This is a genomic window from Rhizobacter sp. P5_C2, assembly GCF_054049715.1.
Window position 1 is genome coordinate 24,939 of sequence record NZ_JBFULV010000051.1, and the last position, 24,338, is coordinate 49,276.

General features: G+C 63.9%; 18 protein-coding genes and 1 pseudogene. 11 read left to right on the forward strand and 8 right to left on the reverse strand.

The features are described 5' to 3' along the window. Positions 1-30: 30 nt before the first annotated feature. The 3 genes from ACXJLU_RS19220 to mutS are packed head-to-tail and all read right to left on the reverse strand — an operon-like array spanning position 31 to position 4,234. Positions 31-858 (reverse strand): alpha/beta hydrolase, encoded by an 828-nt coding sequence (locus tag ACXJLU_RS19220; protein WP_457333676.1) that lies wholly within the window; start codon positions 856-858, stop codon positions 31-33. After that, positions 858-1,682 (reverse strand): proteasome-type protease, encoded by an 825-nt coding sequence (locus ACXJLU_RS19225; protein WP_457333678.1) that lies wholly within the window; start codon positions 1,680-1,682, stop codon positions 858-860. Before ACXJLU_RS19225 ends, ACXJLU_RS19220 begins: the two co-directional genes overlap by 1 nt. After that, positions 1,679-4,234: a DNA mismatch repair protein MutS gene (gene mutS, locus ACXJLU_RS19230; RefSeq protein WP_457333680.1), complete on the reverse strand. Its 2,556-nt coding sequence runs from the start codon at positions 4,232-4,234 to the stop codon at positions 1,679-1,681. The genes ACXJLU_RS19225 and mutS overlap by 4 nt, the downstream gene beginning before the upstream one ends. A 238-nt stretch (positions 4,235-4,472) precedes the next feature. Between mutS and ACXJLU_RS19235 the strand changes: the two genes are divergently transcribed. Both ACXJLU_RS19235 and ACXJLU_RS19240 read left to right on the forward strand, forming a co-directional pair. Beyond that, complete coding sequence (locus ACXJLU_RS19235) at positions 4,473-5,825, forward strand: tyrosine-type recombinase/integrase (RefSeq protein ID WP_457333682.1); 1,353 nt, start codon at positions 4,473-4,475, stop codon at positions 5,823-5,825. Positions 5,826-6,036: 211 nt separating this feature from the next. Beyond that, the gene (locus ACXJLU_RS19240) at positions 6,037-7,083 is read left to right on the forward strand and encodes an isopenicillin N synthase family dioxygenase (protein WP_457333684.1); all 1,047 of its coding nucleotides are present in this window, start codon (positions 6,037-6,039) and stop codon (positions 7,081-7,083) included. Between the two features lie 360 nt (positions 7,084-7,443). Here ACXJLU_RS19240 and ACXJLU_RS19245 read toward each other — a convergent pair whose 3' ends face one another. Both ACXJLU_RS19245 and ACXJLU_RS19250 read right to left on the reverse strand, forming a co-directional pair. Beyond that, positions 7,444-7,962 (reverse strand): GNAT family N-acetyltransferase, encoded by a 519-nt coding sequence (locus tag ACXJLU_RS19245; protein WP_457333686.1) that lies wholly within the window; start codon positions 7,960-7,962, stop codon positions 7,444-7,446. Positions 7,963-7,976: 14 nt separating this feature from the next. Continuing rightward, on the reverse strand, positions 7,977-8,936 hold the full coding sequence (locus ACXJLU_RS19250) for a hypothetical protein (RefSeq protein ID WP_457333688.1): 960 nt from the start codon (positions 8,934-8,936) through the stop codon (positions 7,977-7,979). Between the two features lie 551 nt (positions 8,937-9,487). On the opposite strand from ACXJLU_RS19250, the gene ACXJLU_RS19255 reads away from it, so the two are divergent. Beyond that, a complete protein-coding gene (locus ACXJLU_RS19255; RefSeq protein ID WP_457333689.1) occupies positions 9,488-10,132 on the forward strand; it encodes a nucleotidyltransferase family protein in 645 nt (214 codons plus the stop codon). 70 nt (positions 10,133-10,202) lie between these two features. Here ACXJLU_RS19255 and ACXJLU_RS19260 read toward each other — a convergent pair whose 3' ends face one another. Then, positions 10,203-10,490, reverse strand: coding sequence for a hypothetical protein (locus tag ACXJLU_RS19260; protein ID WP_457333691.1), 288 nt, complete (start codon positions 10,488-10,490; stop codon positions 10,203-10,205). Between the two features lie 11 nt (positions 10,491-10,501). Beyond that, positions 10,502-10,942: a TOBE domain-containing protein gene (locus ACXJLU_RS19265; protein WP_457333693.1), complete on the reverse strand. Its 441-nt coding sequence runs from the start codon at positions 10,940-10,942 to the stop codon at positions 10,502-10,504. Positions 10,943-11,005: 63 nt separating this feature from the next. On the opposite strand from ACXJLU_RS19265, the gene ACXJLU_RS19270 reads away from it, so the two are divergent. From ACXJLU_RS19270 to ACXJLU_RS19305, 8 genes and pseudogenes are all read left to right on the forward strand, one after another. Continuing rightward, positions 11,006-11,452: a LexA family protein gene (locus ACXJLU_RS19270; protein ID WP_457333695.1), complete on the forward strand. Its 447-nt coding sequence runs from the start codon at positions 11,006-11,008 to the stop codon at positions 11,450-11,452. 9 nt (positions 11,453-11,461) lie between these two features. After that, positions 11,462-12,787 (forward strand): Y-family DNA polymerase, encoded by a 1,326-nt coding sequence (locus ACXJLU_RS19275; RefSeq protein ID WP_457333697.1) that lies wholly within the window; start codon positions 11,462-11,464, stop codon positions 12,785-12,787. A gap of 399 nt (positions 12,788-13,186) precedes the next feature. Next, complete coding sequence (locus ACXJLU_RS19280; RefSeq protein ID WP_457333699.1) at positions 13,187-18,301, forward strand: choice-of-anchor D domain-containing protein; 5,115 nt, start codon at positions 13,187-13,189, stop codon at positions 18,299-18,301. After that, positions 18,298-18,729 carry a hypothetical protein gene (locus ACXJLU_RS19285; protein ID WP_457333701.1) on the forward strand — a complete coding sequence of 144 codons (432 nt, stop codon included), beginning with the start codon at positions 18,298-18,300 and terminating at the stop codon, positions 18,727-18,729. The genes ACXJLU_RS19280 and ACXJLU_RS19285 overlap by 4 nt, the downstream gene beginning before the upstream one ends. After that, positions 18,726-19,013: a hypothetical protein gene (locus ACXJLU_RS19290; RefSeq protein WP_457333703.1), complete on the forward strand. Its 288-nt coding sequence runs from the start codon at positions 18,726-18,728 to the stop codon at positions 19,011-19,013. The genes ACXJLU_RS19285 and ACXJLU_RS19290 overlap by 4 nt, the downstream gene beginning before the upstream one ends. 53 nt (positions 19,014-19,066) lie before the next feature. Next, positions 19,067-22,594: an RHS repeat domain-containing protein gene (locus ACXJLU_RS19295; protein WP_457333705.1), complete on the forward strand. Its 3,528-nt coding sequence runs from the start codon at positions 19,067-19,069 to the stop codon at positions 22,592-22,594. Further along, complete coding sequence (locus ACXJLU_RS19300; protein WP_457333707.1) at positions 22,591-23,094, forward strand: hypothetical protein; 504 nt, start codon at positions 22,591-22,593, stop codon at positions 23,092-23,094. Before ACXJLU_RS19295 ends, ACXJLU_RS19300 begins: the two co-directional genes overlap by 4 nt. A gap of 156 nt (positions 23,095-23,250) precedes the next feature. Continuing rightward, positions 23,251-23,575: pseudogene (locus ACXJLU_RS19305) on the forward strand (transposase); the annotation flags it as partial. A 544-nt stretch (positions 23,576-24,119) separates the two neighbouring features. Here the strand turns inward: ACXJLU_RS19305 and ACXJLU_RS19310 are convergent. Next, the coding region (locus ACXJLU_RS19310; protein ID WP_457333708.1) for a hypothetical protein at positions 24,120-24,338 on the reverse strand (219 nt) is incomplete at its 5' end.

The window sequence follows — 24,338 nt, forward strand, 5'->3', positions numbered from 1 at the left end:
GTCGACGAATGCCGTGGTGGTAAAGCGCGATTATAGGCGCGTAGTTTCGGACCGCTGCTCGAACTCCCCCAGCCAGCGCAGCACCTCGGCCGCCGCTTGCCCCGGCTGTTCGAAGGGGAACAGGTGCGAGCCTTCGATCCACGAGATGCGCCCCTGCGTGAAGCGCTCGGTCGCCTTCATGCCCACCTGGCGCACCTCGGCCGACTGCGTGCCGCCGATGAAGGCCATCGGGCAGCCCAGCGGGCGGCGCACCAGCAGCCGGGGGATGTGGTGCGGCAGCGTGTAGTAGATCTGCGTCTCGACCTCGCGCCGGAAGCTCAGTGACTGGCCGTGGCCGGAGGGCTCGATGCCGGCGGCGATGTAGTCGCGCAGCACGCCGGGCGCCCAGCGCGCGAAGGCCGGCTTGGCCTCGAAGTGCGCGAACGCGGCCTCCGGGCTCGGCCAGTGCTGGCGCCGGCGCTTCGAGACGTGGCCCGGCGAGAAGCGTTCGCCGATGCCGGTCGCCTTGGCCACCTGCAGCGTGCGCGCCAGTAGCCCGCCGATCAACGGCGAATCCATCAGCACGATGCCGCGCGCCAGGTCGGGCCGCTTCGACGCGGCCAGCACGCTGAGGAACCCGCCGAGCGAATGCCCGACCAGCCAGACCGGCCCGCCCGTCGCGTGCTGCTCGACGAACGCGATCAACTGGTTGCGCAGCAGCGGCCAGTTGTTGGTGACGCGGTAGTGCTCGTCGTGGCCGAGCTTCTCGATCGCGTGCACCTGGTAGCCCGCTTCGCGCCACGCCTCGAACAGCACCCGATAGGTGCCCGCCGGAAAGCTGTTCGCGTGCGAGAAGACGATGCAGCCCGGGCCGGCCATCAGACTATTTTTTCACCCGGGTGCGTGATCTTGCGCATCGGCTCGTAGCGCTCCGACGGCACGCACAGCGGGTGTTCGGCCGCGCTGCCGTCCCAGGTGGGGTCGTCGATCGATTCGAACACCTGGCGCAGCCGCTGGCCCCAGGTGCTGCGGATCATCGTGAAGTACGGGTTGCGCTCGTCGATGCAGACCATCTGCTGCGACTGGAAGGCGTCGGCCTCGTAGACCAGCAGGTCCAGCGGCAGGCCGACCGACAGGTTGGACTTGAGCGTCGAGTCCATCGACACCAGCGCGCACTTGGCGGCTTCGTCGAGCGCGGTGTGCGGCGTGATCATGCGGTCGAGCACCGGCTTGCCGTACTTCGATTCGCCGACCTGGAAGTAGCAGGTCTCGCGCGTCGCCTCGATGAAGTTGCCGGCCGAGTAGACAAGAAAGAGCCGCATCGCCTCGCCCTTGATCTGGCCGCCGAGGATCATCGACGCGTTGAAGTCGACGCCGGCCTGCTTCAGCGACGGGCCATCTTGCTCGTAGACGCGGCGCACCGCGCTGCCGAGCACGCGGGCGGCGTCGAACATGCTGGTGGCGTTCCAGATGGTGATCGGCGCTTCGTCGCCGTTGTCCAGCTTCTCGACCTGCAGGATCTCGCGCACCGACTGCGAGATCGACAGGTTGCCGGCCGACAGCAGCACCATGAAGCGGTCGCCCGTCTTCTCGTAGACCATCATCTTGCGGTAGGTGCTGATCTGGTCCAGGCCCGCGTTGGTGCGCGAGTCGGACAGGAAGACGAGGCCGGCATCGAGCTTGATGCCCACGCAGTAGGTCATGACGGGGTGTCCTGCAGGTTCTTCAGGCGGTAGAGCGCATCGAGCGCTTCCTTCGGCGACAGCATATCGGGGTTGAGGCCGGCCAGCGCCCGCTCGATGGCCGACGCCGGCTTCTCGGCTTCGGGCGTGGGCGCCGCGAACAGGTCGATCTGCGCGCTGCCCGCGTGTTGCTGGGCCTCGAGCGCTTCCAGCGTCGCGCGCGCCTGCCGCACCAGCGTGCCCGGCATGCCGGCCAGGCGCGCAACCTGCACGCCGTAGCTGCGGCTGGCCGGGCCGGCCTGGATGTCGTGCAGGAAGACGATGTCGTCGCCGCTCTCCGCCGCCGACACGTGCACGTTCAGCGCGCGGTCGTGCTTGACCGGGAACTCGGTCAGCTCGAAGTAGTGGGTGGCGAACAGCGTGAAGCTCTTGTTGCGCTCGTGCAGGTGACTCGCGATGGCACCGGCCAGCGCCAGCCCGTCGAAGGTCGAGGTGCCGCGGCCGATCTCGTCCATCAGCACCAGCGACTGCTCGCCGGCGCTGTGGATGATGGCGGCGGCCTCGGTCATCTCGAGCATGAAGGTCGACTGCGCGTTGGCCAGGTCGTCGGCCGCGCCGATGCGGGTGTGGATCGCGTCGATCGGCCCGAGGCGGCAGGCATCGGCCGGCACGAACGAGCCGATCGCCGCCAGCAGCACGATCAGCGCGACCTGCCGCATGAAGGTGCTCTTGCCGCCCATGTTCGGGCCGGTGATCACCAGCATCTTGCGGCTGGCGTCGAGCCGGCAGTCGTTGGCCATGAAGTTGCCGGCGCCGGTCTCGGCCAGCCGCGCCTCGACCACCGGGTGGCGGCCGGCCGTGATGTCGATGCAGGCGTCGCGCACGAACTGCGGACGGGTCCAGTTCAGCGTGTCGGCGCGCTCGGCCAGCGCGGCCAGCGCGTCCAGGCTCGCGAGCGCGCGGGCGAGGCCAGACAGCGCCTCCAGGTGCGCCTGCAACTGGTCGATCACCTGCTCGTAGAGCATCTTCTCGCGCGCGAGCGAGCGCTCCTGTGCCGACAAGGCCTTGTCCTCGAAGGTCTTCAGCTCGGGCGTGATGAAGCGCTCGGCGTTCTTCAGCGTCTGGCGGCGCTGGTAGTCCATCGGCACCTTGCTCGCCTGGCCCTGCGTCACCTCGATGTAGAAGCCGTGCACCTTGTTGTATTGCACGCGCAGGTTGGCGATGCCGGTGCGGGCGCGCTCGCGGGCTTCGAGGTCGAGCAGGAAGGCGTCGCAGTTCTGGCTGATGTCGCGCAGCTCGTCGAGCGGGGCGTCGAAGCCGCGCGCGATCACGCCGCCGTCGCGCAGCATCACCGACGGCTCGTCGGCGATGGCGCTGCGCAGCAGGTCCTCGATGGCGGGCGAGGGCGTCAGCGCCTCGGCCAGCATCTCCAGCAGCAGCGCCTGGCGCGGCACGCGCTCGCGCAGCGCCGGCAGGCCTTGCAGCGTGGCACGCAGGCCGGTGAGTTCGCGCGGGCGCACCTGGCGCAGCGCGATGCGGGCGGTGATGCGCTCGACATCGCTGACGCCGCGCAGCGCCTCGCGCAGCGGCGCGACGTCGTGCTCGATCAGCACGTCGAGCGCGTCATGGCGCTGCGATGCGACGGTGCGTTCGCGCAGCGGGTGCGTGAGCCAGTGGCGCAGCGCGCGGCTGCCCATGCCGGTGCGGCAGGTGTCGAGCAGCGACAGCAGCGTCGGGGCGTCGTCGCCGCGCAGCGTCTGCGTGAGTTCGAGGTTGCGGTGCGTGGTGGGCGGCAGGTCGAGCAGGTCGCCGCTGCGTTCGACCTGCAGCGCGCGCACGTGGGCCAGCGCCTGGCCTTGCGTGTGCTCGGCGTAGCTGAGCAGCGCGGCCGCGGCGGCCTGCGCGGTGATGAGTTCCTGTGCGTTGAAGCCGGCGAGGCTGGCGACGCGCAATTGCTCGCACAGCTTGCGCAGGCCGAGCGCGGTGTCGAACTGCCAGCCGGGTCGGTGCGTGATCGCGATGCGGGCCTGCGCGACGGCGGTGGGCACCTGGTCGCGATCGACCAGCACCTCGGCGGCGTTCAGTCGGGCCAGCCAGCCGGGCAGTTCGCGCTCGGTGCATTCGGTCAGGCCGAGCTGGCCGCTGCTGAGGCCGAGCCAGGCCAGGCCATAGCCGGTGACGCCGCGGTGCGTTCGTTGCGAGACGGCGAGCAGCAGCGCGTCGCGCTTGTCGGCGAGCAGTTCGGTGTCGGTGACGGTGCCGGGCGTGACGACGCGCACCACCTTGCGCTCGACCGGGCCCTTCGCGGTGGCGACATCGCCGACCTGTTCGGCGATCGCGACGGCCTCGCCGAGCTTGATCAGCTTGGCCAGGTAGCTCTCGACGGCGTGGAAGGGCACGCCGGCCATCACCACCGGCTCGCCGCCGCTCTGGCCGCGGCTGGTCAGCGTGATGTCGAGCAGCTTGTTGGCGCGGCGGGCGTCTTCATAGAAGAGCTCGTAGAAGTCGCCCATCCGGTAGAAGACGAGGGTGTCGGGGTGCTCGGCCTTGATGCGCAGGTACTGCTGCATCATTGGCGTGTGGGCCGAAATGGGGGCTGGCGTGGGAGCCCGGCTGGCGGACGATTCTTCCGCTAACTCGTTGAATTGCTGAGTGTTTTTGTCGGATGACATGCTCACGATGGACTTTTCAGCGCGTATGAAAACTTGGGGGAACTTGGGCGTTCTGCGTAGGTTTTCGGACTTCAAAAATCGAAACCTACGCTGGGCTGCGGCCCGGTCTTCCAGAAAACCTACGCTTGCAGGGAGCGCAATGCAGTTCGACGCCCGCGCAGCCAAGGCACTTCAGCCAGGCGCGCACCTTACCATCGACGGCTGCCCAGGCCTTCGTCTCGAAGCCACTCAAACGAGACGCGCATGGACCTATCGGTACCGCAGTCCAGTCGACTCGCGGATGCGCCAGATCGGTCTGGGACGGTGGCCAACGATGTCGTTTCCGGCCGCCGCTGCGGAGTGGGAGCGCCTGCGTGCCGTGCGTGATGCCGGCGCTGATCCAGCCCTGTCAAAGCGTCAGGCGCGGGTCGCCGAGCGAGAAGCTCGTGCAACGGCGAAGCAGGAGCTGGCAGATCGTGGGTACACGGTACGTCGCCTGTGCGAGGACTACCTCGCTGGCCACGTCGATCGCGCGCGCAAGGCCAAGGGCGCGGCCGAGGTGCGGCGCATGTTCGACACGATGCTCAGCCCACTGGATGTGGAGCCGGCATCCACGTTGACCCGGCGTCAGTGCTTCGATTTGCTGGAGTCGCTGCAGCACATTCCGGTGCAGGCGGCGAAGTTGCGGGCCGAACTGGGGGCCGCGTGGGACTACGCGCTCGACGCCGGGCGGATCCCGGACAGCACCCCCAGCTGGTGGCGCCAGATCATGCGCGGGCGGCTTCGCTCCAAGGGCAAGAAGATCTCCGGCGAGTCGATCGGCACATCGAAGCGCGCACTCAGTGACGCCGAGGCCGGTTCGCTCATCGCATGGCTACCGAACTTCCCTCGGCTGGTCGAGGACGCGCTGACGATCTACCTGTGGACGCTGGCGCGAGGCGCAGAGATCATGGCGATGGAATCCAGCGAGGTTTCGAAGGAGAAGGACGGCTGGTGGTGGACCGTGCCGAAGGCGAAGACCAAGAATGCGCGGCATGCAAATGCCACGGACTTCCGCGTGCCGTTGGTTGGAAGGGCTCTCGAAGTGGTTCTGCGCAGGAAGGAATTGCACACGGGTTACTTGTTTCCGTCGACGGCGGCACTCGGCTACGTCGAGCAGGGGACGATTCAGACGGCGGTGTACTACCACCAGCCCTATTGCAAGACGCGGCCGGAGCATGCTCGACCGCGTCTTCAAGTCACGCACTGGGCTCCGCATGATCTGCGGCGAACCTCTCGCACGTTCCTCACGTCGCTGGAATGCCCTGACGACGTGGGCGAGGCGATGCTCGGGCACATGCAGGAGGGGGTGAAGGGGGTCTACAACCTGCACACCTACGACAAGCAGCGTCGCGTTTGGATCGATCGACTGTCCGCGCACCTCGAAGGGTTGGTGCAGCCCGGGTATTCCCATCCACCTCACGTTGAAGGGCCCGTAGGCGACGGTAAGCATGGCGTCCACCAGTCACGTTGAGCGGACGGGGGCGAGATCTCGGTGCTGACCTAGTCGAATGGCCGCTGTCGCAAGCGGTGAGTCGCAGCTAACGGATCCACAGCTGCCGCTCGAGCCCCTTCGTTGTCTGGTGGGCCGGGAGCGGTCCAGCCTCGTGCTGAAACTAGAGCTGTCGACTTGCACGATGGCCATTCGCCCCCAACAATGCATTCTGTCGAGACTGGGAGCACCCATGACTGCAGAGCGCATTCCGACAATCGATCTTGGCCTACCCACCAACACATTTGATCGAAAGCGCATCGCTGACGAAATCGATCGTCACTGCAGAGACATCGGCTTCTTTGTGCTGACGGGTCATGGGATCTCATTTGACCTGCAGCTGCAGGTCCTCAGGCAAGCCAATCAGTTCTTTTCGCAATCCGCAGGCGACAAGGCGAAGGTCGCTATCGGGATGTCCGACGTCCATCGAGGATATGCCCGAATCGACGCCGAGAAGCTCGACCCTGATGGGCCATCGGACTTTCGAGAGACTTATCTCGTAGGCTGGGAGCGTCGGGACGGCACGCCACTGCCGCAACGCATCCCTTTGCTGGGCCTCAATCAGTGGCCCGAGACTCTCCCGGACTTCCGCGAGACGTTGAACGGCTACTACGACGCGGCGCTAGAGGTCGCCAAGCAGATCCTCGATTGCGTGTCCTATGCCATCGCGCCGGCAGAACAAAATGTCTTCTCCGAATTCTTCAACGATCCGCTCACCAACCTGGTTCTCGCGCACTACCCGGTTGCGGCGCATCTCGGCGACGACTCCGTATTGGGCTGCGGCGAACACACAGACTATGGGCTCATCACGCTCTTGATGCACGATGGTGTTCCGGGTTTGCAGGTACAGGCAAGGAGCGGCGCTTGGCTGGACGTGCAGTGCAACAAGGGAGACCTTGTCGTCAACTTGGGAGACATGCTGGAGTTCATGTCAGGCGGTCGGTACGTCTCGAACCCGCATCGAGTCGTTGTTATGAGGAATCAGCCGCGCACTAGCGTGCCATTCTTCGTTCAGCCGGACTACGATGCTCTGATCAGACCGCTTCTTGAACCCATTGAAGAGATGTCGAATCGGTCCCGATGGAAGCCCAGGCTGGGCGGCGCCTACATTGAGGAACGATTCGCCGAGACGTTTCCGCGACCGACTGACAGGTTGCTTCGAGAACTCGAGCGAATGAGCACTGATCAGAGGCAGGCTCTAGGCAAGTGCGCGCGACTTCTCCAACTGATTTCGGACTGAAGCATCGATGGCGTTCTGACGCGGTTGCCCCGCGGCAGTCATATGATGTGGGAGAGCTACTACCTTACCGATAGATGCCGCCTGACCTGCTCTAGCGTACTGCCCAAAGGCGGCCGGCCCGGGGCACTGTCCGCTTTTGGTCGACAATTGGTTCGTCGCCTCGCTGGCGAGTAGTCGGTCGGAGGCCGCGTCGTGCTCGCCGGGCAATCGCTTCGCGGTGCTCGGACGAAGGGCGACAGTCGGGGGGGGGCAGAAGCGGTCTCACACCTTGCCCACTTTGTGATCGCCAGCCTCACGGCTATGAACCTTGTTCCTGCCGCTGGCTGGAGGTATTCGGTGCGCGTCAGTGAGATCGGCAACTCACTTTTTTAGGAGATTCCATCCATGCCCTGGCACGAAGTCAGCACAGCTGAGATCGTGGCTCATAATTGGCCGTGAAATTCCCCACTCCCGATTGCCCTGGTACTCGAAGTTGAACCCTAGGCGCTCGTAGAACCGATTTCGGCGATTGCGTGCCTCTGGAGTCGTCGCATCGTCAGCCGATAAATCTATCGGGACCACTGGCAGGTTGGGCCGCTTACGGATGTATGCGATCAGAATTGACATAAAGAGGGAGCCCAGTCGTAGCCCTCTGAGCTCGGGAACACTGATGTCGATTCGTCCATTACCAATCCAAACGTGCCCCGGATCGCTTCCCGCAGGCAGCAAAACCTCCACCGGCCATCGCGCAAATTCCGTTCTGGGCGAAAGCATTAGCGAACCGTCTTCGTATTGAGCAACAAGCTCTATCCCATTTTCAATTGTTTCTACTGAGACATTGAAGGTATGAGTTGTGCCGCAGACGGACTGCAGAGTGAATCGTTGCATAATGATGGGCATGGTTGAAGGACCACTCAGCGGCGCGAGTTTTGCATCGTTTTCCGGAGTTCGCGGCCGAGCGGTCGCCCGATCTCTTGCACATCAAGCTCTGGAAAGTGTTCATTGACATAGCGGAGCAGGTCCTGCGTACGGCGAGACAGCATTTCCGTCGCTGATTGCAGTTCTTTAAAAACAGCGGGCGCGTTATTGAAGGTTCCCATCCTGTATTGGGCGCCGGTAGACTGGAACTTCTCGATGCCCGGAACGCTGGTGTCTTGAAAGAACGATTGATCATCCTGGGGCATCGCGCGCGCCCATGCGAGCGAAAATTCGCTAAACAGCTCCCCCAGGTGGCGGTCGTGGAAGAACACGCCCGGATGTTGATATGTCCCGACGTACCGGTCGAACATCACGGCAACGTCTAGGCGGTTCTGGTAAGGGAAATTCTGAAGATGCTCATTCAGAACGTCGACGTTCACCGCAGCCAACAGTGATCGTACGACTTCGCAGTCCTTTAGCCGGGTTCGTTCTTTCAAGGAAAAATTCTCGGGTGCTCGAACATTAAATTTTTCGAGCGCAGGATATCGGCGAATGTGCTGAGTAATGTCATCCCAGAAGTCAATTGCTACTGGGAACAAACCGGCCTCTTCTCTAAATAACGATAAAAACTCGATCCATTCCAAGAGCTTGCTATCGCTGCGGGCCGTCGTTGCCACAAGGAACAATGCCAGGGGAAGCGAAGCCGCATCCGCGGCCGCGATGTCGTCCTCGATAATCTTTCTTGGAAGCTTCGCGTACTTCTTGGCCTGAAGGCCGATGCGACCGTGTGGGGAGCGAAGAATGATGTCGATCCCGGATTGATACTGACCCCGCCGGCCAACAAATCGCGCATGTTTGCACTCGTAAACCTCGCGGTAGATTTCAACGCACATGCGCTCGAAATCCTGTTCGTTGCTCGGAAGTGGAATGTCAGATGGGAAGGGGGCGATACGCATTGGTCAAGGCTCGGAAGGGCGAGTGTGCGTCTGCTTTTGGCGGTCGTTTCATTGTGCCGCGCTACCTCCGCAATGGGTGAGGTTGTGTGAAAACTCGCGGCGTTGAAGGGCGGCATCGCAATCGACCTCTCAGATCGCTCAGTGTTCGACGATCGACCTTCACGGAAGGGTGAGGCGACCCCTGAAATGCTGCAAGCTTGTGTTTTCACATCGCCTCGGTCGATAGCGCCCCGTTGCCGCTCGTGAGAGCGGTCGCTCAACGGAGCATGGCTGACAGCGGAGGCGGCGCCAGGTCGGACAGCGACGTCTGCGCTCGGTGCGTCCCTGAGCGACAGACCGCGCCGCTCGTCAATCTACGCACCTCGAAGGGCATGTGGTGCGATGGCGGCCTTGCGGCGGACCGTGAAGGGAGGCGGCAAGAGGTTGGACACCGGCCGCTCTTCGCACCAAGTGGTCACCTCTCGCACCAGCCAAGCGACACGTCTGCCGGAGAGAAGTCGGGGCTATCGCATCGTCGGCCAGCGGGGACGGCCGTGAGTGCGAGTGGCCAGATGCCGGCTGTCGGGGGAGCGACGGTCGGCGCGCGGGCGATGCCGGAGCGCATTCCCCGGGCGGTGCTCACCCGCCGCCTGGAGCGACTCCTGGCGCGTGTCGATGCGACGCCCGAGCGGGTGGTCGAGCGAAAGAAGAGCCTGGTGTTCGGCATCGATGTGCGCGGTCCAGTGCGCGTGCGGGTCGATGCGATCTGGGTCTTCGGGAGCTACGCGCGGGGAGCCCTCGAATGCGGCGACGTGGACCTGATCATCCAGTCGCACATGGAATGGGCCGGTCCGGTCACGCTGGACGGTCGGCCCTACCTCGGCAGCAGTCTGCTTCCGGGAATCGGCAAGGTGATCAGCCCGGTGATCGGGCCGCTGCGCAAGATCACCTTCGTGGATCATCACAACTACATGAGCGGCGGCACTGTGCTAGAGGGCGATCAGGTGGCTCGCGATGCGCTGATTCTGTGGACGCCTGGCCTCGACTGGAGATCGGCGCTGCACGGCATCCCGCTCGACCCGACCGCCCGGCGTGCCCCAAGGAAGGAGTGGGCCACCGAAGAGGAGCAACTGGAGGCGGAGCGACAGCGCTTCCGTGCGGCTCGCACCTTCGCCGCACTGCCGACCTCGCCGCGGCAGCTTGCAAGCGTCGCTTGACGGCGAAGCTCTCGCCAACGTCCTCGGGATTTGCTCAGGGACGGGGCGGGGTGCTGCATTCCTGTCTTGCTCAGTCGAACCGGACCTCGGTGCTGCACAGGCGTGTGCCGTCCGGTGCGCTGATGCTGAGGCTCAGGGCATTCAAGCAAGCGGACCCTGGCAGCGCTGTTGGTGCGAGCCGGCGGTGCCGCGAGAAAACGGCCTTGCCATCGACAGCGCCCGTCCATTCGGCGATGTACTTCCGCGAAGGCACGCTGGTCTTCAACGGCTTCAGGCGAAACCGCTCGACGAAGGAGTGCAGCTCCACCTCGGAGCTGATTCGGCCAAACACCTGCTCGATCGGAAGGCTGCTTCCCATGGGATGTGCTCCTAGTGGACGGGAGTTTGGTCAACGCCAATGATGACGCTGCCAGCTTTGAAGACGGCTGTCGCAGGCGCACCAGCTGTCAGGTTCAAGGACTCGGCGCGTTCGTTCGTGATGCGCGCCACAAGGGTCTGTCCATTGGGCAGGTCGAGCCCCACCTTGATGTCGTCTTCGCCTTCGCCCACGTCACGCACGCTGCCCACCAGCTGATTGAACGTGGCGGGCAAGCTAGCCGCCGGCTCCTCCAGCAGGACGATCGAGGTGGGATGCACCAGGCCAAAGGCGCGCCCGCCCTGCTGCAGCTTCAGGATGTTCTGCACCTCGTGAGAGACCTTGATGACGATCTGCAGGCCTTGGGCGAGGCCCAGCTCCACTTCATTGGCCTCGATGCCGGGGCGGATGGCCGTCACGACGCCATCGAGGGTGTTGAAGTCAGCGGGTTTCATGAGTTCAAGGTTCCGTGTGCTCGTGCCTCGCCGGCTGGCGGGGTGCTGCAATATACTGTATGAATGAACAGTAGTCAGCTGCCTCGTGAAGGTGTCACGCGTGTCGGCCGGGAATCGCCCGGGCCAGCCGTGGTGCCGCGTGCCAGCGTTGCCATCGGCTTCGGCTCACCGTCTCAGGATTCGGGCGTCGGGCGCTTGGATCTGAATGACGTCCTGATCAGGAACCCACTCGCCACCTTCCTGATGCGCGTGAGCGGCAGTGCGATGCGAGAGGCTGGCATCGATGACGGCGACATCGTGCTCGTCGATCACTCGGTTCGGCCCGCCAGCGGCCACATCGTGATCGCCATCGTGGACGACGAGTTCATGTGCCGGCGGCTGGTGACGCAGGGATCGTCGCTGCGCCTCGTGGCGACCGACCCGGGCTGCGCCGATGTCGTGCCGCGAACCGCCCAGGAGCTGGAGGTCTGGGGTGTGGTGACCAACGCCATCAAGGCGATACCCGTTTGAGATTGCGCCATGTTTGCGCTGGTCGACGTCAACAACATGTACGTGAGCTGCGAGCGGGTGTTCAAGCCCTCGCTCAACGGCCGGCCGGTCGTCGTGCTGTCGAGCAACGACGGCGCCTGCATCGCGCGCAGCAACGAGGCCAAGGACCTCGGCGTGCAGATGGCTCAGCCATGGTTCCAGGTGCGGCACCTGGAGCGCGAGGCAGGGCTGATCGCGCTGTCCGCCAACTTCGAGCTGTACGGCGACATGTCCAGTCGCATGATGTCGATCGTCGGGCAGTACGCGCCGCGGCAGCAGATCTACAGCATCGACGAGTGCTTCCTCGATCTCGACGGTGTGCGCGGCGACCTGGTGGAGATCGGCCGCGACATCCGCCGGACCGTGCTGCAGTGGACTGGGTTGCCGACCAGCGTGGGCTTCGGGCCGACCAAGACCCTGGCGAAGCTGGCCAACCATGTCGCGAAGACGGCCGATCGCAAGCCGGGCTCGTATCCGGCTGCATTCGCACAGGTGTGCAACTTCGGTGCGATGTCCCGATCGGAGCTGGAAGCAGTGATGGGTGCAACGGAGGTGGGCTGCGTGTGGGGCATAGGCCGGCGCATCGGAGCGCGGCTGACCGATGCCGGCATCCACACTGTGCGAGACATGGTGAATGCGGACATCACGGCACTGCGCAGCCAGTTCAGCGTGGTGCTGGAGAAGACGCTGCTGGAAGTGCGTGGCACCTCGTGTCTGGACCTCGACGTCACGCCGGCAGGGCGACAGCAGATCATGTGCTCGCGATCGTTTGGAAGTGCCGTGACCGAGCTGGCGGAATTGGAGCAGGTCGTCAGCGACTTCGCCTCACGCGTGGCTGAGAAGCTGCGGCAGCAGGGCAGTGCGGCAGGAGCGATTCACATCTTCATCACGACGAGTTCGCATCGAAAGCAGGATCGGCAACACAGCCCCAGCATGACCGTGCCGATGGTGCGGCCGACCACCGACACGCGCGAGCTGGTCGCGACGGCGACGCGTGCGCTGCAGCAGATGTACCGGCCGGGCTTCAACTACGTGAAGGCCGGCGTCATGCTGGTGGACCTGCATGTCGGAGGTGCTCGACAAGGTGAGCTCGATCTCTTTGCAGCTGACGAGCCAAAGGCGCAGGCTGAAGTAGGGCGAGACCGATCCCAGTTGATGGGTGCGTTGGATGCGCTGAACCATCGATTCGGCAAGGGGGCTGTTCGCATTGCCAGTGCACAGCAGGGTCACGGAACGCATGCTTCAGTTGGTAAGCAGGAGCGCCGCACGCCGCGCTACACGACGCGACTCAACGAGATTGCCGTGGTGAGCACTTGACCGCTTCAGACTGATCTCAGACTTTCAGCCCAGTTCAGTTCGAGGGGCTCCTGACGCTCGGCGATCTATACCACTCCGATAATCGCAGTAGTTGCCGGCGACAGTGGCATAGCGTACGATCGTCCAGCAATCCAGACGCGGCCACCAAAGTGCGCCGCCTGGTCACGTTGGCAACCGAGCGCGCAGATCGCTTTGGGCCGACCAAAACACGAGGGAGGAGTTGATGCTAGCAATGCTGCGCGCCACGCGCGTGCGGGTGAATGGATCGTGTCGCGGCCGTGTGCCGCACGCCAGTTCATCCCGCTAGATCCAGCCAATCGGCCCATTCCCGTGCTGCTACGAATTTGCACGTCTGCGCGCTAGCGCGGGCGGCTCCCTTTCATCGAAGCGATTTCTGCCATGCGATTTCTCGCCTTGAGTTTGGCCCTGATCGGGCTGATTCCGTCGATCTCCGAGGCCCAGATGATGACGCCGGGCAAGTTCCTGGTCTCTGACGGCGGGGCCGCAACGTATCAAGTGCCAATCCAGGTGCCTCCTGGGATCGCCGGACTGGAGCCGAAGCTGGGCTTGGTCTACTCAAGCCAAGATACCAACATGGTGGCTGGTGTTGGTTGGTCTATCAGCGGGCTGTCGTCCATTACGCGCTGTCCTCGCACTCTGCACCAGGATGGCGGTTCATCGCCGAGCGCCTACTCGCCAAATGACCGCTACTGCCTTGACAGCAAGCGGCTGATTGCCATCTCCGGGGCAGATGGTGCAGATGGCACCGAGTACCGCCTCGAGATCGAGGAGTTCCACAAGGTGACGTCGACCGGCTCGACCGGGGCAACGCCACAATACGGCCCAACTCGTTTCGTCGTCCAGACCCGTGGCGGACTCACGATGGAATACGGCGGCACTGTCGACAGCCGTATCGAGGGCGCCGGCACCGCAGCCGTGCGCGTGTGGGCGTTGAACAGAGTGAGCGATTCGAAGGGCAACTACTACACAGTGTCGTACACGAAGGACACCGCCACTTCCAGCTTCCTCCCTGCCCGCATCGACTACACCGGCAACGCCGTTACGGGCCTGGCTCCCGCGAGCGCGGTGCTCTTCGACTACGAAACTCGGCCCGATGTGTGGACGGCATCGCAGGCTGGGACCTGGATCGTCAACGACAAGGTGCTGAAGGCCATCCGCACGACTACCGGCACGGTCGTAGGCACAGTGATGAGCTATGGGCTGAGCTATGCCCCCAGTCCGTCCAGTGGCCGTCTACGGCTGACGCAGATCGACCAGTGCTCGGGCTCCGGTGTCTGCATGCCCCCGATCAAGACCGATTGGGACCAGTCGCCGAATGCGAACGGCTTCGTCCGCTCGCCTGCATGGAGCACCGGTCCGGGGGTGCCAAGCGGGGGGTGGATCAGTGTCGACCTGAACGGCGATGGCTTCGAGGATCTCGTCAGCCCGGGGGTGGGCGTCTATCGCAACGAACACAACGGCACATTCAGCTTCATCGCCTGGAGTGGCGCCAACATGCCGCAAACCACCGGCACCAAGCTGTTGCAGACGTTGACCGGCGACATGAATGGCGATGGCCGCATGGACGTGATTCTGGTGTGGGGCGTCTGCACGAACACGACCTCGGGGTGCTTCGACTGGGATTTCCGCGTCTCTGTCTTCATCAACGCCGACGGCGGCGGCAAGTTCAGCGGCGGCGGCACCTACGTCGGTACCGCCGGACAGAACGCGGTTGTCCAGCCGCCAATCGATATCAACGGTGATGGACGTGCCGATCTTGTCGTGCTGATCAACGGGACCTGGCTCAAGCTGCGCGTGCTGGAAAGTACGGGCTCCGGCTTTATAGATCGTGGCATCGTTTTCAACGGTGCTGCCGGCAGCTGGGACGGTCCCTTCAGGTTGCAGCTCATGGACATTAACTCGGACGGCCTCGGCGACGCGCTGGTGTGGCGCCCTTCCGGCGTGCTCGATGTCTACCTCAACAATGGTGGCTACGCCTTTACGCCGTTCATCGCATCGGTCACCGGTGCCGATGGCCCCGGCAGCAGCAAGACGTGGCAAACAGGCGATTTCAATGGCGACGGGCGCCAGGACATCGTGCACGTCGCTTCCGGGCCGGGCGGTGCGTCAGTCGACGTGCTGCTGAACACGGGCCTGACGTTCCGTCGCGAACGATGGGCCGACATCTCGTACTCCTCGACGGACGAGTCCCGATACCTAGTGCTCGATGCCAATGGAGATGGGAAGTCGGATATCGTGCGGGTCACGTCGATGGGTGCGACCAGCACGCTTACGGTCTACCGCAGCACGGGAACTGGCTTCTCCGTCGAATCGAACTGGCTCGCGAGCGCAGAGCTGTACGTTGCGGGTGAATCGTGGGTGGCGGTGAACCTGAACGGCGGTGCCGCCATGGGCCTCGCTCGGTTCGCGCCGGACAGCTCCGGCAACAACACGACGCTGCGGACCTTCACCCCTCAACTCTCGACACTCGACCGCGCGGTGTCGATCGGCTCGCTCTACGATCGAGTCACGATCGAATACAAGACGCTGCCGCAGGCGATCGGCTCGACCTACTTCCGTGAAGTGCCGTCGGCGTTCCCGATCATCGACACTGCCATGCCGATCTCGGTGGTTGCCGGCTATCGCATGGCACGCGACGCGCGCACCTCCATGTCCTATGGCTCGCTGCTGCTGCAAGCCACTGGGCGGCAGTGGCTGGGATTCAACTGGATCCAAAGCCGAAATGACAGCAGCGGGCTGGTCCATCGCCGCTACTTCCGACAGGAATTTCCGTACATCGGCTTGGTCGATCGATCCGGCTCAGGGACGAGCACTGCCAGCTGGAACAATCTGACCGCGATACAAAACGTCTATGAGTGCAAGGATTTCGTGAGTGCCAGCGGCTGTACGGTCGCAGCCGGACAGCGCTACTTCCGCTACGTGGGGACGTCGACTGAACAAGCCACCGACCTTAGCGGGGCGCCATTGCCCGGTACCCGAAGCTCGGTCACGATGGACGATTACGGAAACACGAAAACCTTGTCCGTGGAGAAACTGAGCGCGAGCGGAGCGCCACTTGGCTACCGAACCTCGACGATCAACACCTACTACAACGATCCGTCCATGTGGCGCATCGGACTCCTGACGAAAAGCGTCTCGACTGCCGAGACGCCTGAATCCAATCCGGCACCGACCGGTGTGATCCTCAGTCTCTCGGCGTGCAGCATCATGTCGCCCACTACTGCCCCGACGCCGGCGAGAATCAACTGCCGTCTCGGGAACAGCGGCCAGACCGCAGCGCAGGCCATTTCCTACACCGTGCCGGCTGGCACCACTGCTAGCGGTCCAACCAGCTGCGCCGCCAACACGAACAATTGCGGCAACGTGATTGTGCGCACCGGCACCGCCATGGGATCTTTCTCCGGCAACGTGGTGGCGACCCCGTCGCCGGCCGGCACTGCGGGCACGGTGCCAGTCACGCTCGCCATGTTGCAACCTTCCTTGCAGTACCTGCCGGTCCAGACCCAGTGGGGCACGGTCGGCGCGGCGTCTGATTCGGGTGACTGGCCGACGATCAAGAACACCAGCGCGGTGGCGCTGCTGATCACCGGGCACGCGGTGCAGAGCGGGCCCGCGGGCATGTGGTCGTGGCAAGGCGGGCCGGGCAACGCAACGTATTGCCAGCCGGGCAGCACCGTGCTGGCGCCTGGTGCGTCATGCCAGACCTTCTTCGGCACGAGTGCACTGGCCACGCCGGGAACGTACGCCGCCATCGACCAGATCAGCTACCAGGTGGCGGGTGCCACGGGCGCGACCTACACGGTGCAGCAGAGTTATGGCTTCTCGGTGGCGACCACCACGCCGAATGTGAGCAGCCTGTCGTTCGGCAACGTCGCCGTGAACACCACGAGCGCGGCGCAGAGCGTCACGCTGACGAACAACGCGACCGGCGGCGGGACGCTCGCGAACCTGTTGATCACGCTGGCGGGGGCGAAGCCGGGCGACTTCACGCTGGCGCACACCTGCGGCAGCGCCCTCGCGGCGGGAGCAGCCTGCACGGTGACGGTGACCTTCAAGCCGACGGCGATCACCAACGGCATCGGCGCAAGCGTGCAGGTGCTGGGCTCGTACCCGCGAATGCAGGCCGGGATCAATGTCGGCGTCGTCAACGCGAACGGCGTGAACCTGTCGATCCCGGTGGCCGGCAACGGCACCGGCACGGCGGCGACGCTGACCTCGGCCGCGAGCCTCATCGTGCCCGCGACGTGGTACGGAGGTGGAACGCAGACGGTGACCGCCACCTACCGCAACGATGGCAACCTGCCGATGACGCTGGCATCCCCCGCGCTGGCCGCACCGCTGAGTGTGGCGAGCAACGGCTGCAGCGCGGTGGCGGCTGGGGCGAACTGCAACCTGGTGATCGCTGCGGCCACCAACGTGCCGGGGTTGAGTCAGAGCCAGTCCTTCGTGCCCAGCGGTGCTACCACCGCAGCGGCGGCGACGACGGTGACCTGGAGCACGCAGTCGGCGGTGCCGCGCTGGAGCCCGGCGAGCCTGGCCTTCGGCAACGTCGGCGTAGGCCTGTCGACATCGCAGAACCTGACGCTCTTCAACGACGGCAACGTGGCCTACAACTGGGCCGCCAATTCCGGCATCGCGAACTTGCCAGCGGGCTTCAGCGTGAACACCGGCAATTGCGGCAACGTGAGCCCGGGCGGCAGCTGCGCGGTGGCAGTGAGCTTCACGCCGAGCGCGGCGACGAGCTATGGCGGCAGCGGGATCTCGATGAGCGCGGCTTCGTACAACAGCAACACCTTCGGCCTCTCGGGCACGGGCTACACCATTCCGGTTCTCACGGCGTACGCGACCTCGGTCAGCGCCACGTCGACGGCGCCAACGGCGGCAGTCGGCTACGCGAGCTACAGCAACAGCACTCAGACGCCGACGACGCTGAACCTGTCGCTCAGCGGTAGCGGCCTGACGCTGAGCAGCACGACCATGACCTGCCCTGCCTGGTCGGCTCTCGGCGGGGGAATCTGCAGCGGCGTACGGATCGATTCGCCGGCCACCGCCGGCACCTACACCGGCACGATCACCGGCACGTCGTCGATGGGCGGCAACGTGTCGCCGATCTCGGTGACGCTGACGGTGCTGCCGCTGCCGAGCACGACGACGATCGTCCTGAGCCCGACGGCGCTGGACTATGGCGCGCAGGGGCTGGACCGCACGTCGACGGCGAAGACGGTGACGGTGTCGAACACCGGTGCCGCGGCGGCACCGATTACATCGGTTTTCCCATCAGGCTCGGGTGGCTGGTCGTTCGAGCGGCAAGGGGGAACGTGCCCGACCGATGGGCAGCAGCTCGCGGCCGGGGCGTCGTGCACGCTGGGGGTGGTCTTCGTGACCGGGTGTACCTCGGGCAGTGCGGCGGGAGATCTGAAGCTGCAGGGACCGAACTTCACGACCGCCACCGCGCRCCTGACGGGCACGATCAAGACGGGGAAGTGCACATGAGCACGATGAAGAACAAGAAGGAGCGCGCGATGTTTCGTGGGCTCGTTGCCGCGCCACTGGCCTCCTGTGGTGCCGCGCAGGCCCAGACGGTTGGACAGAGCGTGACGCGCACGCTGACCTCACAGGCCAACGACTACAAGGCGAAGTTTCGATTCGCGACGCGTGTGCCTAACGCATTGCTGCAGAGTAAGTCGCGTACGCATGACGAGGGGCATGGTGAAGTGCCGTCCCTGACCGGCCCCAACAGATGGAGTACCACTTTGACCTTTGACGGCTGGGGGCGCAAGTTGCGCGAGGATCGTGCGGACACCACGGCCACTACCTGGTTGTATAGGCAAAGCGTGGACAGTTGTTTGAATGGCGCGGTGTCAGGCATCGTGTCGCGGACCTGCGCTCGCAAGGGCCAGACGAGGATGGTGTCGCGATGACCCAAGTCCTGACGATTGCCCGCAGCGGTGGCACCAGAGCGTTGAGCATTGCCAATGCCAGCGGGGGGTTCCCGATGGCGTGCACCGCCTGCCCGGCCGATGGCGGCGTGCTCGCCGGGGGCGGCAGCTGCATGGTGACCATGAGGCTCCGCTGCGATTGCCGCGGTGGCGACTCTCTTCAGTCGGTCAGCATGGTCGTCACCGCTAGTGCTGGTGAGTCGATTCCGTCCTCGACCGGATCCGTCGCCGACTGGGTCTACAAGATCGCGGAGCAGGTCTGTTGATGAACCTTCTGCATCGTTCCGCAGACACCGAATCCTCTCTCACTGAACCCGCCATGAGTCACGTCAACCCAGGTCAGTCGCCTCGCCGTTATCGGACCTTGCGCATGCCGTTGCTGTTACTCGGTCTCTTGATTGCGGGCTCCCTGGCGACGCCTGCACGTGCCGGCCAGCAGATCGTGACCACTCGCTCGTTCGATTACGACGCCGCCGGTTGGCTGCTCAAGGAGGTCGTCGAACCAGGCGATTCGGACCTTTGCCTGGTCACGAAGCACGAGCGGGATGAGTACGGCAATGTTCGCAAGACCGTAGTGCGCAACTGTGCCGGTGAGGGGGGCCTTACACCCGGCGTCGAGGCCGAGGCAGCGGCGCCCGGATCAGGATCCGCCGCGAGCTTCAATGCGCGGACAACGACTTATGTCCCGACTGCGGATCATCGTTTCGTCGCCGAGGTCATTGATGCGGCAGGCCTTTCGAGTTGGCGCGAGTACGAGCCTAGTTTTGGGAGGCCCTCGAAGGACACCGATGCGAACCATCAGCTGACTTCTCGCATATACGACGAATTTGGGCGCATTCTGATCGAGACGCTGCCGGACGGCTCGTATACGACTTGGACGTACTACTATTGCAGCAACGGGGGTGTCGACGGAGTCATGGCGATCCCACCTGGCGGATGGTCCATGGCATGCGACGCGACGCCTTACGGTGCGCCGATCTACTTCATCCAGCAGACTCGCTTCGCTGCCAACAGGTGGCAACAGATCGAGCCCTATATACGCACCTATTTCGGCGAAGGATCGCGCGTGTTGCGCGTGGCCACGCAAGGCTTTGATGCCGCCGTTCAATCGGTCCAGATCTTCCGCGACAGCGGCTACGACGACCTCGGCCGGCTGGTCAAGAGTAGCCGCCCTTATTTTGTGGGCAAGGCGCCTCTCTGGGTCAGCTTCAACTATGACGCCCTCAACCGCGTCACGTCGCGCGATGAACCCGGAGACTTCGCTGTCAGCGGTGTCGTTACGACGTACATCTACAGCGGTCTTGAAAGTATTGAACGAGATCCGTTGGGCCACTTCACGACCGTACGGCGCAATCCAGTGGGGATGGTCGAAAGCGTTGTCGATGCCCGCCTCAGGCGTGTCTCGCATTTCCACGATGCTCTGGACAACCTGACGGCGACGCAGGACCCGTATGGAAACGTCGTGACGGTTGAGTACGACCGGCGGGGGCGCAAGACTGCACTGAAAGACCCCGATCTCGGACCGACGACGTTCAACTACAACGCTGTCGGCGAAGTGGTCCGGCAGGTGGATGCCAAGGGGCAGGCCACGCTGTCGAGCTACGATGGGATCGGCCGTCTCTTGTCACGCACCGACTCGACATCGACAAGCCGCTGGCATTACGACGATCACTATGCCGACGGCTCCGCATGCGCCAACGCTAAGCGGCGGCTGTGCGAGGCGATTGGAAACAATGGCTACGCGCGACGGCATCAGTACGACATGCTGGGACGCCCCTTGGGCGTCACGACTACGCTGGGAGCAGTACTGTCGACTGGGGTCTCGTACGACGCTGTGGGCCGGGTCGCGACACGCAACTACCCGAGCGGGCTGTCGGTGTCTTACGACTATACGGCGCTGGGCTACCTCCAGCGCGTAAGGGACGGACGCACCGGCGCGGAGATTTGGGCTGCCCTTGACATGGACGCCGCCCAGCATGTGGGTCTGTACGTCTATGGAAACCGCGTAGTTACCGCGGACATCTATTCGCAGGGCAGCGCACGATTGGTGCAGACCACTGCGGCTAGCGCGGCCGGAACGGTGCAGGCTATGGTATTTGAGCACGATGACGGCGGCCGGCTGAGCGCTCGCACCGACATCGTCAGCGGCGTTACGTCAGTCTTCGATTACGACGAACTCGATCGGGTGCGCACCGAAGTGCGGCGCGGCGGCGGCCTCCCGTCCGATCAGTCCATTGGCTGGGACTACGATGACATTGGGAACATCACCCGCCGCACAGAGAATGGTGTGGCTAACGACTATGCCTATAACCTGCAGGGGGCTGGCAATGCTTTGCCTCACGCCGTCGCCGCGGTGAGCGGCAGTGTTAACGGTATTGCAAACCCGAGCTACCTGTACGACGCGAATGGAAACATGTATGACGGCGCAGGACGCAGCCTCACATGGACCAGCTTCGACAAAGTGGCCAGCATTTCGAAGGGCAACGTCCGCCTCGAATATGTGTATGACACCGAGCTGCAGCGGGCACAGGAAATCCAAGTCGTAGGTGGTGCACCGCAGCGCACGACGCTGTACCTGAACCCTGCCGACGGGCAAGGGCTGTTCTACGAGGAAGAGAACGGCCCGGCTGGGCTGAAGCGCAAACACTACATTTCGGCAGGGGGGCGCTCTGTCGCGATGATTGTCTGCGGCGGCACGGATTGCACGGTCGCCGCGAACTCGACGACCCAGTACCTGCATCAGGACGACCTCGGGTCCGTCACGGTCGTCACCGATGCAGCGACGGGCGCGGCGGTGCTGCGCATGGCCTACGAACCGTTCGGCAAGCGCCGCTACGACAACGGGCAAACGGATGCAAACGGATCGCTGCAGGTGCCAGGAATGGACCGTGGCTTCACGGCGCACGAGCACCTGGACGAAGTCGCGCTGATCAACATGAACGGGCGGGTGTTCGACCCGGCGCTGGCGCGTTTCATGAGCGCCGATCCTGGTGTCCAGTATCAACTGGACTTGCAGTCGTTCAATCGCTACTCGTACGTGCGCAACAACCCGACCAATGCCACGGACCCATCTGGCTATGAGGAAGGGGGTGCGCAGTCGCCGGGCGCCGTGACTATCACCGGCAGTCGCCCAGGGGAAAGCAGCGGCGCGGCGGGCAACTCAGGCCAGTCGAAGCAGTCGCTGCAGGACTACGTGCCGGCCATCGTTCGCATCATCCCCCCTACGCCTGAGGACGCCCGAAACGGGATTTCCCCGACGGTCGAGATCACCGCGATCACGCATTCGATCTACTCGCTCGGTGGCGTCGACAATGATCTAGGGATTCGGCTGTCGATTCCGAAGAACAGGCCGTTCACGCTTGGAGATGCGAACGCCATCGTCGCGCAGGCCCGGGCGCAGCATCGCTTCCATGGCCCCTACATGGGGGATGTGGTCGAAGACTTGGTGTCCCGCTCGGTCGAGAACGCAGTGCCGGGTCTGCGCGGGCTGGCGAACATTGCTCGCAACATGGCGTCAGCTCGAGGTCCCGCGCCAGGCAACAAGGATCAAATGGTCCTGTACCGCAGAGGCCCGTACGACAACCGGAAATTGCTCAAGGAACAGGCGGCGGATGCGGAGAATCAACCCAAGGTCGGTAACGTCCACGGCGTTTCGACGTTCTCAATTCCCAAGAGATCAAAGGAAGACCAAGTACTTCGCTGCGCTTCGGCCTGTGACGTGGAGGCGGCCGGTTTCAAGGTGCACAAGACTGGCGGCGACCCGTATCACTACACGGTAGAGTTGCCGAAGCCGGTGACGCCAGAAGTGACACAGAAGTTCAACGATCTCTTCAAGGTGGTGGAATGACTTCATCCGAGACCCATTTGCGCAAGCTCGCCGCGCAACCGCTCGTACGGAACGATCCGGGCTTCGAGCTGGTGCTTGCCTTCGACTACTACGACGGGCCGGAAAGCGGCATCGCTGTGCTGGCCTCCGGGCAGGCTGTGCGATTCACCTCTCTGGGTGACTCGAACTCAAGATTGTTTCGCGCGTTCGAGTTCCATCCACTGCAGGGATCGTGGTGGCCTCAGGTCCTGAAAGTTCCGGACGTGCAGGAAGCGATGCCACTGCTATGCGACGGCCGGCGTGTCCTCAATCCCGGAATGAGCGAAGCCATCAACACGTTGCAACGGCAGGTCTTCGATGCGCCGGTCGATGGCGCTTTCATTGGCGTCGGGGCTGCGAGCTGGAAATGGCTGACGGTGATGTCCGTGAGGGAAGACGAACTGTATTCCATCCGGCAAATGCAAGGCTCGCCACTTGCGTACCGCACAGTGCACGGGCATCTGAAGCGTTTGGCGCAGTGAGCCCTCCGGCGTCACGCAAGGCGCGCGACAAATGCAGCACCAGCGCCAAGGACTTTCGGCGTTATTCACCGAGTGCGCCGTAGCCACCTTCTCGGTCGAAGAAGAATGTCGATCAGGACTTGGCGTTCCTCCGTAAGCAATGGGATGGACGCCCCCAGCGTCGGCGACGCGAAGAACCTCGACAACGGGCGGCAGTTCGCGGCATGGCTGGGGCGTGGTGCCGCGGCAGCACTCCAGCGGCGGCAAGCCGACGCTGCTGGGCATGAGCAAGCGAGGTGATGCGTACCTGCGCACGATGCTCATCCACGGCGCTCGCTCCGTCATCTACCGGGCCACCCAGCGCGCCGATGCCGACAGCTGGCTCGTCAAGCTCACGACGCGACGAAACAAGAACGTTGCGGCGGTCGCGATGGCGAACAAGACCGCGAGAACCGTCTGGGTGCTGCTGGCGCACGGCCGAGAATTCAAGCCGGAATATGCCGTCGCCGAATGCCGCATCGACCACACCGATAGCAAAGGAGAACCCTACCGCCGGTTGCTCAGGCAACCAGCACGTAGATGGCACGACAGGTCAGACCGTAGTTGGCACAGCCCGCGCCGGACGAGGCACTTCGAGTGCGTGTAAGCGATTGGGCGCCGACCAGCAGAACCCATCAGGGACTGCGAGCTCGTCTCGCATCGAAAGTCCGGATGTACGGGCGCAATCTCTTCCTCAGTGCAGCAGTGAGCTGGAAGCTTGGCAAACCGGGGGCGTCCATGTACGTCCGGCGATCCCATCTTGAACTTGGGGCCCGCAACCGACTCGACCGGCAGGCAGCAGTGGCCTGGGTGGCCTCTCAGCGTCTCGCAGGTACTGGGCTGCAAGGAATACGTTCAGTGTTCGCGAGCGAGGGACGGCATCCGCTGCGGGGCGGTCGCACCGCGGTGGAGGGCTGCTTCAGACTGGTTGCGGTCGGTCAAGGCCAGCGGCCGAACGACAGCTCGGACCCAAAGCAGACCTTCGCCGCGAAACGCGTTGGATCTGCTCAGTCACGGCCGAGAGGACGGGGCAGCAACGGCAGTGTTGACGTGGTCGAATGACTGGTGTCGCGAGCAGTGAAGCGCAGCAATCGACCGAGGCTGTGTGAAAACAGCTTGATTGCCTGAGGTGATCGCCTAAGTTGTGGCAACGCGGCTGAACGGGTCACGGCATGAAGCGATTCATCGAAGGAGAGGAGCGAAGCCAGGTCACGTTGCTCCCTGAG

Excerpts from the sequence above, each read along its gene's own strand:
- ACXJLU_RS19220 (WP_457333676.1), bottom strand. The coding sequence starts at position 858 with ATGGCCGGCCCGGGCTGCATCGTCTTCTCGCACGCGAACAGCTTTCCG.
- ACXJLU_RS19225 (WP_457333678.1), bottom strand. The coding sequence starts at position 1,682 with ATGACCTACTGCGTGGGCATCAAGCTCGATGCCGGCCTCGTCTTCCTG.
- mutS (WP_457333680.1), bottom strand. The coding sequence starts at position 4,234 with ATGATGCAGCAGTACCTGCGCATCAAGGCCGAGCACCCCGACACCCTC.
- ACXJLU_RS19235 (WP_457333682.1), top strand. The coding sequence starts at position 4,473 with ATGCAGTTCGACGCCCGCGCAGCCAAGGCACTTCAGCCAGGCGCGCAC.
- ACXJLU_RS19240 (WP_457333684.1), top strand. The coding sequence starts at position 6,037 with ATGACTGCAGAGCGCATTCCGACAATCGATCTTGGCCTACCCACCAAC.
- ACXJLU_RS19245 (WP_457333686.1), bottom strand. The coding sequence starts at position 7,962 with ATGCCCATCATTATGCAACGATTCACTCTGCAGTCCGTCTGCGGCACA.
- ACXJLU_RS19250 (WP_457333688.1), bottom strand. The coding sequence starts at position 8,936 with ATGCGTATCGCCCCCTTCCCATCTGACATTCCACTTCCGAGCAACGAA.
- ACXJLU_RS19255 (WP_457333689.1), top strand. The coding sequence starts at position 9,488 with ATGCCGGCTGTCGGGGGAGCGACGGTCGGCGCGCGGGCGATGCCGGAG.
- ACXJLU_RS19260 (WP_457333691.1), bottom strand. The coding sequence starts at position 10,490 with ATGGGAAGCAGCCTTCCGATCGAGCAGGTGTTTGGCCGAATCAGCTCC.
- ACXJLU_RS19265 (WP_457333693.1), bottom strand. The coding sequence starts at position 10,942 with ATGAAACCCGCTGACTTCAACACCCTCGATGGCGTCGTGACGGCCATC.
- ACXJLU_RS19270 (WP_457333695.1), top strand. The coding sequence starts at position 11,006 with ATGAACAGTAGTCAGCTGCCTCGTGAAGGTGTCACGCGTGTCGGCCGG.
- ACXJLU_RS19275 (WP_457333697.1), top strand. The coding sequence starts at position 11,462 with ATGTTTGCGCTGGTCGACGTCAACAACATGTACGTGAGCTGCGAGCGG.
- ACXJLU_RS19285 (WP_457333701.1), top strand. The coding sequence starts at position 18,298 with ATGAGCACGATGAAGAACAAGAAGGAGCGCGCGATGTTTCGTGGGCTC.
- ACXJLU_RS19290 (WP_457333703.1), top strand. The coding sequence starts at position 18,726 with ATGACCCAAGTCCTGACGATTGCCCGCAGCGGTGGCACCAGAGCGTTG.
- ACXJLU_RS19295 (WP_457333705.1), top strand. The coding sequence starts at position 19,067 with ATGAGTCACGTCAACCCAGGTCAGTCGCCTCGCCGTTATCGGACCTTG.
- ACXJLU_RS19300 (WP_457333707.1), top strand. The coding sequence starts at position 22,591 with ATGACTTCATCCGAGACCCATTTGCGCAAGCTCGCCGCGCAACCGCTC.